This is a genomic window from Pantoea sp. X-Soil-ISGK-355 (assembly GCF_059730805.1).
The window spans coordinates 219,502-232,139 of sequence record NZ_AP035971.1 but is presented as its reverse complement, the minus strand read 5'-3'; the positions used below and the strand labels follow the sequence as shown (position 1 = coordinate 232,139).

General features: G+C 55.7%; 11 protein-coding genes. 3 read left to right on the top strand and 8 right to left on the bottom strand.

The window, feature by feature from the left end; genetic code table 11:
• Window position 1: 1 nt before the first annotated feature.
• The 7 genes from tatA to udp all read right to left on the bottom strand — a co-directional run bounded on the left by tatA (window position 2) and on the right by udp (window position 7,158).
• Window positions 2–256 (bottom strand): Sec-independent protein translocase subunit TatA, encoded by a 255-nt coding sequence (gene tatA, locus AC6I8J_RS00985; protein WP_150013208.1) that lies wholly within the window; start codon window positions 254–256, stop codon window positions 2–4.
• Window positions 257–365: 109 nt separating this feature from the next.
• Entirely contained in the window at window positions 366–2,003 is a 1,638-nt protein-coding gene (gene ubiB / locus AC6I8J_RS00980) for a ubiquinone biosynthesis regulatory protein kinase UbiB (protein ID WP_150013210.1), read from the bottom strand.
• Window positions 2,000–2,605, bottom strand: coding sequence for a ubiquinone biosynthesis protein UbiJ (gene ubiJ / locus AC6I8J_RS00975; RefSeq protein WP_497825005.1), 606 nt, complete (start codon window positions 2,603–2,605; stop codon window positions 2,000–2,002). Before ubiJ ends, ubiB begins: the two co-directional genes overlap by 4 nt.
• An 11-nt stretch (window positions 2,606–2,616) precedes the next feature.
• The gene (gene ubiE, locus AC6I8J_RS00970) at window positions 2,617–3,375 is read right to left on the bottom strand and encodes a bifunctional demethylmenaquinone methyltransferase/2-methoxy-6-polyprenyl-1,4-benzoquinol methylase UbiE (RefSeq protein ID WP_008926452.1); all 759 of its coding nucleotides are present in this window, start codon (window positions 3,373–3,375) and stop codon (window positions 2,617–2,619) included.
• A 75-nt stretch (window positions 3,376–3,450) separates the two neighbouring features.
• Window positions 3,451–4,950, bottom strand: a complete 1,500-nt coding sequence (gene rmuC / locus AC6I8J_RS00965; RefSeq protein ID WP_222924745.1) for a DNA recombination protein RmuC — start codon at window positions 4,948–4,950, stop codon at window positions 3,451–3,453.
• A gap of 85 nt (window positions 4,951–5,035) precedes the next feature.
• Window positions 5,036–6,304 carry a tetratricopeptide repeat protein gene (locus AC6I8J_RS00960; protein WP_260060179.1) on the bottom strand — a complete coding sequence of 423 codons (1,269 nt, stop codon included), beginning with the start codon at window positions 6,302–6,304 and terminating at the stop codon, window positions 5,036–5,038.
• Between the two features lie 92 nt (window positions 6,305–6,396).
• A complete protein-coding gene (udp, locus tag AC6I8J_RS00955; protein ID WP_497825004.1) occupies window positions 6,397–7,158 on the bottom strand; it encodes a uridine phosphorylase in 762 nt (253 codons plus the stop codon).
• 304 nt (window positions 7,159–7,462) lie between these two features.
• On the opposite strand from udp, the gene AC6I8J_RS00950 reads away from it, so the two are divergent.
• Window positions 7,463–8,296 carry a dienelactone hydrolase family protein gene (locus tag AC6I8J_RS00950; RefSeq protein ID WP_161733925.1) on the top strand — a complete coding sequence of 278 codons (834 nt, stop codon included), beginning with the start codon at window positions 7,463–7,465 and terminating at the stop codon, window positions 8,294–8,296.
• Window positions 8,297–8,346: 50 nt separating this feature from the next.
• On the opposite strand, the gene metE is transcribed toward AC6I8J_RS00950, so the two are convergent.
• On the bottom strand, window positions 8,347–10,617 hold the full coding sequence (gene metE / locus AC6I8J_RS00945; protein ID WP_253420685.1) for a 5-methyltetrahydropteroyltriglutamate--homocysteine S-methyltransferase: 2,271 nt from the start codon (window positions 10,615–10,617) through the stop codon (window positions 8,347–8,349).
• A 144-nt stretch (window positions 10,618–10,761) separates the two neighbouring features.
• Between metE and metR the strand changes: the two genes are divergently transcribed.
• Together metR and AC6I8J_RS00935 are read left to right on the top strand one after the other, a co-directional pair.
• A complete protein-coding gene (gene metR / locus AC6I8J_RS00940; protein ID WP_161733921.1) occupies window positions 10,762–11,688 on the top strand; it encodes an HTH-type transcriptional regulator MetR in 927 nt (308 codons plus the stop codon).
• A gap of 83 nt (window positions 11,689–11,771) precedes the next feature.
• Complete coding sequence (locus tag AC6I8J_RS00935) at window positions 11,772–12,251, top strand: YehS family protein (RefSeq protein WP_010257278.1); 480 nt, start codon at window positions 11,772–11,774, stop codon at window positions 12,249–12,251.
• Window positions 12,252–12,638: the final 387 nt, after the last annotated feature.

Genomic DNA, 12,638 nt, shown 5'->3' with positions numbered 1-12,638 from the left:
TTTACACCTGCTTGTCGTTCTTGGCGTCTTCTTTGTTAGCCGAAGTTTGCTGTTTGTCCGCCAGTGTTTTGGCCGCGAAGTCAGCGTCCTGCTCTTTCGGTTGATCCTTTTTGTCATCCTCATCACTCATGGCTTTTTTGAAGCCACGAATCGAAGAACCTAAATCTGAACCCAGATTACGTAATTTGTTGGTACCGAACAGAAGAACAACAATCACGGCAATGATTAACAATTGCCAGATACTGATACCGCCCATGAGATAGCCTCTAATATTCTGTGAAAACGATAAGGTAATGCAGGACAGAGTGCCCTTTTTAACCGGGCTTTAGCCAGCGACATTACCTTTTTTTAAACAGACGTGACAATCAGTTTGTCTTACGCCAGCCGATTAACCAGGAGACGATTCCCGCTGCCATCAGTACCGCCGGGAAGAAGTCCCAGTCCGGTCGGGTGAGCAGCACCGCCGTTCCACTTAACAGCAACGTTGCACCGACACCAAACAGGTATCGCGCCTGATGGTGACGGACGCGTTGCGCATTCATGTCGCCCACTAACTTATCGACGCTGTGCCGTAAGAGTTTGTGCTGGCGCATGCTGTCGTAAAAGAGTTCTGGCAACTCAGGTAACTTTTCAGCCCAGAATGGCGCTTTTTCTTTGACCGCACGAATAATAGCGGGCAAACCGACCTGATCCTTAATCCACTCTTCCAGGAACGGCTTAGCTGTCTTCCACAGGTCGAGCTGCGGATAGAGCTGACGACCAATACCTTCCACATAGAGCAGAGTTTTTTGCAGTAATACCAGTTGCGGCTGCACTTCCATATTAAAGCGACGTGCGGTGTTAAACAGGTTCAGCAGCACATGGCCGAAGGAGATCTCAGCCAGCGGTTTTTCAAAAATCGGTTCACAAACCGTACGGATCGCAAACTCGAAATCTTCAACATTGGTATCGGGCGGCACCCAGCCTGAGTCAACGTGCAACTCTGCGACCTTACGGTAGTCACGGTTGAAGAAAGCGATGAAGTTTTCCGCCAGATAACGCTTATCTTCTTTGTTCAGCGACCCCACGATACCGCAGTCGATACCGATATATTGCGGGTCTTCAGGATGCTCATAGCTGACAAAAATGTTGCCCGGATGCATATCCGCATGGAAGAAGCTGTCGCGGAAGACCTGGGTGAAGAAGACCTGCACACCACGCTCTGCCAGCAGCTTCATGTTCACGCCATGACGCTCCAGTGTGGCAACGTCTGAAATCGGAATGCCGTAGATGCGCTCCATCACCATCATGGTTTCGCTACAGTAATCTGAATAGACTTCCGGCACATAGAGCATGCGGCTATCTTCAAAGTTCCGGCGCAGCTGAATAGCGTTAGCGGCTTCGCGTAACAGATTCAGTTCATCAAGCAGGGTTTTCTCATAATCGCGCACCACCTCGACCGGACGCAGACGACGGCCATCCGGCAGCAGACGCGGAACCCAGCGTGCCAGCCGATAGATCAGCTTCATGTCCGCTCGGATCACCGGCAAAATATCGGGGCGAATCACCTTGATGACCACTTTCTTACCGGTCGATTTCAGCGTGGCGGTGTGTACCTGCGCAATGGATGCCGATGCCAGTGGCTTGATATCAAAATCATCAAACCAGGTTTCAATCGGCGCGCCCATTGAGGCTTCAATCTGCGCTTTGGCTTTGACGCCATCGAACGGCGCAACGCGGTCCTGCAGGATCGCCAGTTGATCGGCGATCAGCGGCGGGAAAAGATCACGACGCGTCGACAGCATCTGGCCAAACTTGATCCAGACCGGCCCAAGTTGCTCCATCGCCATGCGCATACGTGCACCGATCAGTTCCTGCTGATGCAGATTCGGGATCCAGAAAACCGAACGACGCCACAGGCGAAACAGGAAAGTGAGGCGTGTCTGAGGAATCAGTTCATCAAGGCCATAGGTCAGAAAGACCTTCATGATCAGATATAAACGGCGGATCTCTCCAAAACTCATTTTGCCTCCAGCTGCGCCAGACGCGCATCAAGCGCCTCAAGCGAACGTTCCATCGCGTCGACCTCCTCAGAAAACCAGGCTAACTCCAGCGAGCCAGGCGCAACACGCCACTCTTCGGTAATGGCCTGTCCGAGATAATCCTGGCGACGCTGCACTTCACCTTTGAAAAAGCGAAATGCCTGTTGTGAGCGCTGACTGATACCCTGAGCGGCGATATCACCGACCCAGGGAGCCAGATATTCTGCCGGATCCAGCTCAGCCAGATCCATTAGCGCAGAGAACTGCTGCACCACCTGCAGGTCACCTTCAACCTGCAGCTCACCGCTGCGGATGAGCGGCGTCAGCTGCTGGCGATCGCGCAGCTTTGGCAGCATTTTCAGCGAAGTAATCACCGTGCAGTCACTGCGATCCTGCCAGTCCGCGAGTACGTCCAGTCGCTGCTCACTGAAAACCAGCACCAGCGGATGCGAAAACTCACTCAGGCGCAGCGTCAGCACTTTGCCATTCAGGCGTTGCCGCGCCGCTTTCAGGCCACGATCGCGATAGAGAATACGGTTCAGCGCCGTTTCCAGTCCTGCGGTAATCAAGGGCGTCAGGTTCATTACCATCTCACTCAGAACTTAAATCCACGATGCAACGCAACAATGCCGCCGGTCATATTGGAGTAAGTGGTATTTTCAAAACCGACATCGTTCATCATCGCTTTCAGGGTCTCCTGATCGGGATGCATGCGGATTGATTCGGCCAGATAGCGATAGCTCTCTGCATCCTGCGCCACCAGCTGTCCGATGCGCGGCAGAATGTGGAACGAGTAGGCGTCATACGCTTTGCTCAGCGGATCCAGAACAGGCTTAGAGAACTCCAGCACCAGCAGGCGTCCGCCCGGCTTAAGGACACGGAACATGGAGGCCAGCGCCTTCTCTTTTTCCGTAACGTTGCGCAGACCAAAGGAGATAGTGATGCAGTCGAAATAGTTATCAGGGAAAGGCAGAGCTTCTGCGTTGGCCTGGACGTAACTTACGTTGCCCACCACGCCCTGATTGCGCAGTTTCTCGCGGCCCATCTTCAGCATGGAGCTGTTGATATCCGCCAGGACAACCTGACCGGTTTCGCCCACCAGGCGAGAGAATTTGGCGGTGAGATCGCCGGTACCCCCCGCCAGATCTAACACGCGCTGACCGCGACGTACGCCGCTGCTGTCAATGGTAAAACGCTTCCAGATACGATGGACGCCAAACGACATCAAATCGTTCATCAGGTCATATTTTGCTGCTACGGAGTGAAATACATCCGCGACTTTGTCAGCTTTTTCGCTTTTGGCGACCGTCTGAAAGCCAAAATGGGTAGTTTCCTGCTGTGATTCATCTGCCATCGGTTTTACCTGCTCCACAAACAATACTTCCCGAAGTGTATCAGAGTCACGGAAGTCAGGCACGCTGCGCCCATACTATTCGTGGAGGCGCCTCACACGCCTCTCACTCTCATCCGCATCCCTGTCGTCATCTGCATCGTCAGCGGCCCGGTTTTCCGGCATGGCCCGTTCGGCCAGCTGAGGATTAATGGGTCGTTTGATCTCAACGCCCAGCGCACGAAATCCTTCCGTCTGCGCAATCAGGTTGCCGCGCCCTTCTGCCAGCTTTTTCATCGCCTCGCGATAGCTGTTCTGCGCCTTATCCAGGCTGTGACCAATGCCGCTCATGTCATCGACAAACAGTCGCATCTTGTCATAGAGGCGCGTAGCCCGGTCAGCAATACGCTGCGCATTACGGCTCTGATGCTCATAGCGCCAGAGATTGTTAATAGTACGCAGCGCCACCAGCAGCGTGGTGGGACTGACCAGCATAATGTTCTGCTGCAGCGCCTCGCCAATCAGCTCAGGCTGGCGGTCAATCGCCAGCAAAAAGGCCGGCTCGACCGGAATGAACATCAACACATAATCCAGCGACCGTAAACCGGGCAATTGTTGATAATCTTTTCGTCCCAGCAGGCGAATGTGCGCCCGCATGGCGCTGACATGCTCCTGGATCGCCTGCTCACGTTCGATCTCATCATCCGCATTGAAGTAGCGTTCATAGGCCACCAGCGTCATTTTGGCGTCCACCACGACATCTTTGCCCTGCGGCAGACGCACAATGACATCCGGTTGCATCCGGCCCTGCTGTTCTGACTGGATGCTGACCTGAGTTTCATATTCGTAGCCTTCACGCAGCCCGGAGGCCTCCAGTACACGGCTCAGCACCACTTCACCCCAGTTACCCTGGATTTTATTGTCGCCCTTGAGCGCTTTGGTCAGGTTAAGCGCCTCCTGTGCCATCTGCGCATTCAGCTGCTGTAACTGCCGGATTTCATGAGTCAGGGTGTGCCGTTCACGCGCTTCTGCCCCAAAGCTTTCATGCACCTGACGGCGAAAGCCATCCAGCTGTTCACGCAGCGGGCCAATCAGCCCGTCCAGACTCTGACGGTTCTGTTCATCGACACGACGGCCGCTGTTTTCGAAAATACGGTTGGCGAGGTTTTCAAACTGGGCGCTGAGGCGTTGTTCGCTGTTGGTCAGCAGGCGCTGTTTCTCTTCAGCCGCGAAACGTGTCTCTTCAAGGCGGATGGTCACTTCGCGCAGCTCCGCTTCCTGTGCGCTGTTAACCTCCAGCTGATTGCGCAGTTCACGATTAAGCTGTTCGCTTTCATTGCGCCAGTAATCGAGCTGTTGCAGGCGCTCATTGGCCCCGCTCAGCGCGCCATGAAGCTGACGCAGTTCCTGCTCACGCTGCTGCGTCTGCTGCTGAAGCTGTTCGATCTGCTGCTGCTGGCGCTGTTGCGCCTCTTCCTGCAGACGGCGCTCGGTCTGAAAACTGGCGACCTGATGGCCGGCACGTAACTGTGCCAGCATCCAGCCAATCCCCAACCCGGCAAGCGCCAGACAGGCGCTGATAATGATGTGCTGATCCATGATTTCCCCGCGACTCAGGCTGCTGAGGAAAAAGGTAGAGTCGCACTGTATGAATGTCCAGATAAATTTACCGGCATTCAGCGCCTTACAGGGCCGCTACCGTCAGCTTTCCAGCCTGCCACTCATCAATCAGGAAGAATGGCATCGGCAAAAGCCACTCGCCGTTTTTGACCTGCGCCAGATAATGCCAGGTTGTCTCGCCAGAAGTGATCGCGACGCGCTGTCTGCTCCCTTCAGGAGCGCTGGATTTACCGGTCATACTGGCAAAGCCGGCATTGCTGCCTACGTGGAAATGCGGCGTCTGCCAGCGCACGGGCGCATGATCAGGCCACGCCTGGGCCTGATGAAAGTTGAACAGTTCATCATGGCTCAGGAGGCTTTCACGCACTGTGGGCCATAACGCCACTTTGAGGAAATATTGATCGGTGAAGCGCTGGCTGCCCTGATACTGTGCAATGAAATCACGCATCGCCTGCTCCACATTCCGGAAAACACCGTGACAGCCGCCCCACATCCCTGCCAGCAGCAGTTCGGTATGGGAGAAGTAGTCACGCATATGGTGGAACCAGTAAGGCGATGCCAGCCAGGCGTTAACCGCCGCCGCTTCGCGCTCTGAAAGCAGCGAGTCGGCATCGCGCACGATAAAACGCTTCACGTCAGGATCGTCGAGCACCAGAAAACGCCACAGGGTCGGAAACAGGGTTTTCTCGTGGGACATATCGATCAGCTGGACGTGCGGCTGGTCAAGGCGCTGCCAGACATGCTGCGGCACGCTGTCATCGAGATAGATGCGGCAGACCCAGCCGGGATAGAGTTCAGGCGCCACTTCAACGTTTTTGATTAAGGTTTCACAGTAGCGCGGCTGATCGCCATACAGGCAGAAGGCGATGACATTCTGATGTGGCTGGCTGAGATCGACAGGCTCAGGTTGCGGAGCAGGAAACGCGGCACGCTGTCCCTGACTGAAACGCGCATCAGAGCGCATTAGCGATGTCAGACCAAAACGTGCCACCTCTTCCTTTTTACCCAGCCAGCCGCACACTTCGGTTAAGCCATCCAGCCAGGTTTCAGAGGCGGTAGCCTGCACAGCGGGCGGTGACTGATAAATCTTCTGGTAGATTTTGTACGATTTATTGTACTGACCCAGACGCAGCAGGCAGAGCGCGTAGTCGCTCAGCACCTGCATCTGATTGGGCATGGAGCGCAGGACTTCTTCGCAGCACTGAGCAGCCAGCGCGTGGTTACCCTGCTGCATGGCGGCGCGAAAACGTTCGGCGCTGCGTTCCAGACGGGCATTGATTGCCGCAGGATTAGCGCCAGGGACAGGACGTCGGACAGGAATCGTATTGCGCATAAACACTCTCAGGTTTCACTGATGTTACGCGCCGTTAACTACCGGCAACAGGTTTTGAGTCTGGACAAAAAACCTGTTGCCCGACGCGGTCATTATAATAAACGACGCGCCGCTTCGACCACAATCTTCACTGCGTCACTTTCTGTCTGCTTCATGGTGACCGCATCCGGAATCTCTTTCTGAGTACGGTTCACAATCACGCCCGCGACCATTCCGGCCCGCAGACCCTGGCTGGCGCACATGGTTAACAGCGTTGCAGATTCCATCTCATAGTTAAGCACGCCCATCTCCTGCCACTCTTTCATCGATCCTTTGAAACGACTGACGACACGGCCTGAAACAGTGTCGTAGCGCTCCTGGCCCGGATAGAAGGTGTCAGAAGAGGCGGTGATGCCAATGTGGGCTTTCGCGCCACAGGCTTCAGCGGCGGCAACCAGTGCGGTGGTGCAGGCGAAGTCAGCGACAGCCGGGAATTCCATCGGGGCAAAATGCAGGCTTGCTCCGTCCAGGCGAACGGACGCGGTGGTCACCAGCACATCGCCGACGTTAATGTGTGGCTGGATAGCACCTGTGGTACCGACTCGCAGGAAGGTACGCACGCCAAGCTGCGCCAGCTCTTCGACCGCAATCGATGTAGAAGGACCGCCGATGCCCGTTGAGCAGACAATGACCGGCTTGCCATCAAGTTTAGCCAGCCAGGAGGTAAATTCACGGTGTGAGGCGAGATGCGTGGCATCTTCCATCAGTCCGGCAATTTTCTTCACACGCTCCGGGTCACCCGGCACAATCGCCAGGGTCGCGCCCTGCAGATCGGCTTTTGTCAGGCCAAGATGGAAAACGTCAGACTGTGTCATTTTCAGACTCCTGTTAAGGGAAGGTAGCGCGCCACTCTACGCCAGCACGCCCGATAAATATGTGACAAAATTCACTTAAGAAAATGAAAGTTACATTTCCCGGAATATAAAATGTGATTTTAATCACATAATTACGTCTTATTCATCCGGATAGCCCTCAGCGAGGCTGTGTCAGGGTCGGCGCAATGTTAAAGAGGTGGATGATTTTATTCGCTGTTGATTGTGTTAACCGACACCTGGACGCAGACGCTTTACGGCCAGGCTATAGTTACGTGATTGCGTAAATGCTTGCACGGAGAGAATAATGAAACCCAGTGACAATATGGCACAAAAACCGGCGACGGGCGGCTTTGCCCCTGCCGTGCAGCCCACCGCCTCTACCACCATTATTACCGAAAGCCCGGCCATTCACTCAGGTGAAACCTCAGTGCCCAGCCAGGGCGAAAACATGCCGGCATTTTTTGCAAAACCGCACTCAGCGGAAGGCCCATTGCCTGTGGTGCTGGTGGTGCAGGAGATCTTTGGTGTCCATGAGCACATCCGGGACATCTGCCGCCGTCTGGCGCTGGAAGGCTATCTGGCGATTGCGCCTGAGCTCTATTTCCGCGAAGGCGACCCGACTGAGTATAACGATATCCCGACGCTGTTCAGCGAGCTGGTCAGCAAAGTGCCTGACACCCAGGTGCTGGCCGATCTCGATCATGCCGCTAACTGGGCGGCACGCAACGGCGGCGATATCCGTCGCATGGGCATCACCGGTTTTTGCTGGGGTGGCCGCATCAGCTGGCTCTACGCCGCGCATAACCCACAGCTACGCGCCGCGGTTGCCTGGTATGGGCGACTGACCGGCGAGCGCACGCTGAAGCAGCAGAAGCATCCTATTGATATTGCGATCGACCTGAATGCGCCAGTATTAGGTTTGTATGGTGGCCAGGATGAGGGTATCCCGCTGGAGAGCGTCGAGCAGATGCGTCAGGCACTCCATGCCGCCAATGCAACCGCCGAGATCATCGTCTATCCCGAAGCGGGCCATGCCTTTAATGCTGACTATCGTGCAAGCTATCATGCTGAATCAGCCAATGATGGCTGGCAGCGGATGCTGGCCTGGTTCAGGCAGTATGGCGTGGCATCAAAATAAATAAACAGGGGCGCTTCGGCGCCCCTGTTTATTGCCATCCGGTCCCATTCCTACGCCGTCTCACCACGCAATTTCTTTGCCGCCGTCACCATATTGGCCAGCGCCTGACGTGTTTCCGTCCAGCCACGCGTTTTCAGACCGCAGTCCGGGTTTACCCATAGACGCGCTTCCGGAATCCGTTTCGCCGCCTTCAGCAACAGCGCCTCTATCCACGCCACGCTGGGGACATTAGGCGAGTGAATGTCATAGACGCCGGGGCCGATTTCATTCGGGTAGTCGAAGTGTTCGAACGACTCCAGTAAGTCCATGTCAGACCGTGAGGTTTCAATCGTGATCACATCAGCATCCAGTGCAGCGATGGCGTCCATGATGTCGTTGAACTCGCAGTAACACATATGCGTATGAATCTGGGTTTCATCCCGCGCCACCGCCGCATTCAGCCGGAACGCCTCCACTGCCCAGTTCAGATAGTCTGCCCACTCAGACTGATGCAGTGGCAGACCTTCACGCAGTGCAGGCTCATCGATCTGAATAATACCAATGCCTGCTTTCTCCAGGTCTTCCACTTCGTCACGCAGCGCCAGCGCGATCTGCTTTGCGATAGTTTCCCGTGGCACATCTTCACGCGGGAATGACCAGCAGAGAATCGTCACCGGGCCGGTCAGCATTCCTTTTACCGGCTTGTCAGTCAGCGACTGAGCATATCGGGCCCACTCGACGGTAATCGCCTCTGGGCGACTGACATCGCCGATGATCACAGGCGGTTTCACACAGCGGGAACCGTAACTCTGTACCCAGCCATTCTGGGTAAAGACAAATCCCTCCAGATGCTCGCCGAAGTACTCAACCATGTCGTTACGTTCTGCTTCACCGTGAACCAGCACATCCAGTCCCAGCCGCTCCTGTTCGATGATCGCCTGTTTAATATGCTCCGCGATGCCGGTGCGGTAATGATTACTGTCGAGACGGCCCTGCTTAAAATCGAGGCGCAGGCCGCGAATTTCAGTGGTCTGTGGAAAAGAACCGATCGTCGTGGTGGGCCAGGCGGGCAGATTGAAACGCTGACGCTGCAGAAGTGCCCGCACCGGGTAGGCGCTCAGACGTTCACTGTGCTGTGGCGTAATGGCCTGAAGACGCTGGCCTACCGCGGCATTATGCACACGGCGTGAATAAGCACGGGCGCGCACCGGTGCGCTCCAGGCCTCCAGCGAGGCGGGATCATTCGTGTTGAGTGCCTGACTCAGCAGCGAGAGCTCTGCACATTTTTGCAGCGCAAAGGCGAACCAGCTTTTGACTTCATCATCCAGCCGGGTCTCGACGCCGAGATCGATCGGACTGTGCAGCAGCGAGCAGGAGGAGCCAATCCACACCTGTTCACGCGCTCTGGTCAGCGGTTGCAGGCGACTGAACCAGCGGCTCAGATCGGCACGCCAGACGTTACGTCCGTTGATCACGCCAAGCGACAGCAGCCAGCTGGCGGGCAGTTGCTGATTCAGCTGCTCAATATCATCGCGGCCATGAACCAGATCGATATGCAGGCCCTGCACCGGCAGCGCACGAATCACATCAATGTTCTGTCCGATACTGTCAAAATAGGTGGTCAGCAGCAGCTTACTGTTACCCTGCAGCGCGTCATACGTCGGCTGGAAGGCTTCGCGCCACGTCTGCGGCAGCTCCAGTGCCAGGGCGGGTTCATCAATCTGTACCCATTCGATCCCGCGCTTCGCCAGTTCTGCCAGCACCTGCTGGTAAACCGGCAGAATCCTTTCCAGCAGCGACAGACGTTCAAAGGGCTCACCTTTAACTTTACCCAGCCACAGATACGTCACCGGTCCCAGCAGCACCGGTTTGATGTTGTGGCCCAGCGCCAGCGCCTCATCCACCTCATCCAGCAGCTGAGTCCAGGTAAGTTTAAAGGTCTGGTCCTGAGTAAATTCCGGCACCATGTAGTGATAGTTGGTGTTAAACCATTTCGTCATTTCTGCCGCCGCCGCAGGCTCGCCAGTCGGCGCACGACCGCGCCCCAGACGAAACAGCGTGTCGAGATCAACGGTCCCCTCTTTGTTCTGATGACGCGTGGGTATGTTGCCCAGCAGCAGGCTGGTAGTCAGCACATGATCATACCAGGCAAAATCGCCGACCGGCAGCAGATCGACGCCCGCCTCTTTCTGTTGTTGCCAGTGTCGCGCACGCAGCTCGCGGCCCGTCTCCAGTAAGGCCTGCTGCGTGCTGTCGCCTGCCCAGTAACGCTCCAGTGCTTTTTTCAGTTCACGGCGCAGGCCAATTCGGGGAAAGCCGAGGGTATGGTTGAGGATAGTCATGTGCTGTTCTCCAGATAATCTTTCACTTTGGCTTAAATGGGCAGCCAAAGATGTTTAGCCGTCCAGATGTTTACACTGCTATACTCTGCGGGTACTGTATGTTGCTCAAGCGCAATATGTTCATTTTCGATGTGAAGGACTCTCATGATCGAACTCAAGCACCTGCGGACGCTTCAGGCTCTGCGCAATACGGGATCGCTGGCGGCGGCGGCAGCCCAGCTTCATCAGACGCAGTCGGCGTTGTCTCACCAGTTCAGCGATCTGGAGCAGCGGCTGGGATTCCGCCTGTTCGTCCGTAAAAGTCAGCCACTGCGCTTTACGCCGCAGGGCGATATTCTGCTGCAGCTGGCAGAGCAGGTGCTGCCGCAGATTCAGCAGGCGTTGCAGGCCTGCCATGAGCCGCATCAGACCACGCTGCGGGTGGCGATTGAGTGTCACAGCTGCATTCAGTGGCTGACCCCGGCGCTGGATAAATTCCGTCAGAGCTGGCCGCAGGTGGTGATGGATTTTAAATCGGGCGTGACCTTTGATCCGCAGCCTGCTCTGCAGCAGGGTGAGCTGGATGTGGTGCTGACCTCCGACATTCTGGCGCGCTCGGGCCTGTTCTACTCACCGATGTTTGATTATGAAGTACGGCTGGTACTGGCGACGGATCACCCGCTGGCCCAGGTTGAGCAGATTTCGCCGGAAGATTTAGCCGATGAAGTGCTGATGATCTATCCGGTGCAGCGTCAGCGTCTGGATATCTGGCGTCACTTCCTGCAGCCCGCTGGCGTCAGCCCGGCCCTGAAAAGTGTGGATAATACCCTGCTGATGATTCAGATGGTGTCGGCACGGATGGGGATTGCCGCACTGCCGCACTGGGTGGTAGAGAGTTTTGAGAAGCAGGGTCTGGTCGTCACGCGCACACTAGGTGATGGACTTTGGAGCCGTCTTTATGCAGCCGTACGCGAAGGAGAACAGCGTCAGCCGGTGCTGGAAGCCTTTATCCGCTTTGCCCGACAGCACGCCTGTGAGCATCTGCCGTTTGTGCGTGACGCCGCGCGGCCTGGTGCCGTGTTACAGCGGTAATCCGACGGACACAAACCTGCGCGAACGCGGGCAAAATCCCCTATAATGCGCAGCCTGTCGACTGACCATGAGAAGATCTCACCATGACTAACAATGATATTCTGCGCAGCGTGCGCTACATGCTCAACCTGAGCGATGCCAAAATGGTGGAGATTTTTGCGCTGGCACAATGTGACGTGCCGCTGGCGGATATTCAGGCGTGGCTGAAAAAAGATGACGATGCTGCGTTCCGTCCCTGCCCCGATGTGCTGATGGGTTATTTTCTGAATGGCCTGATCTTCTACCGTCGCGGCAAAAGTGAAGATGCGCCCGCGCCGTCGATTGAGCGCAAGATGACCAATAACATCTTCATGAGAAAGCTGCGTATCGCTTTTGATCTGAAAACCACCGACATTCCTGATGTACTGAAGCGCGTGAATTTTACCGTTTCACAGGCTGAGATTGGTGCGATTTTCCGCAAACCTGATCATAAGAACTACCGCGAATGCGGCGATCAGATTCTGCGTAACTTCCTGAAAGGGCTGGCGATGATTCAGCGCCCTAAGAGTGAGAAGCCTGCTTAACGTCTGTGGCTGATCGCTTCGGGTACCTGCGTGGTCAGAAGTGGCGCATCTGATCGCAAAGAAAGCCTGCATCCATGCAGCACGCCCTCGCCATCCCTGGCTCGGACGCTTTGCTCCTCAGTTGCGCCACCTCTTCCCTCAAGCTTCTTCATGGCTTTTTAATCAGCAACACCAGGCCAGCTCTGGGGAGTGAAAGCGGGTCATCGGTGGAGCGTTCGTCGCAGGGGGAAAAAGCGCCGGGGGCATTTCTGAACCATCCTGTAAGATTCCTTCGCGATCGCATACGCCAGCTCCATCGCGAATGCTCTACGTTTCAGCGACCCATCCCCTCCTTCATATTCGCTCTGAGCCCCTGGTTCTACTGCGATGATGCTGTTAAGTCTCCAG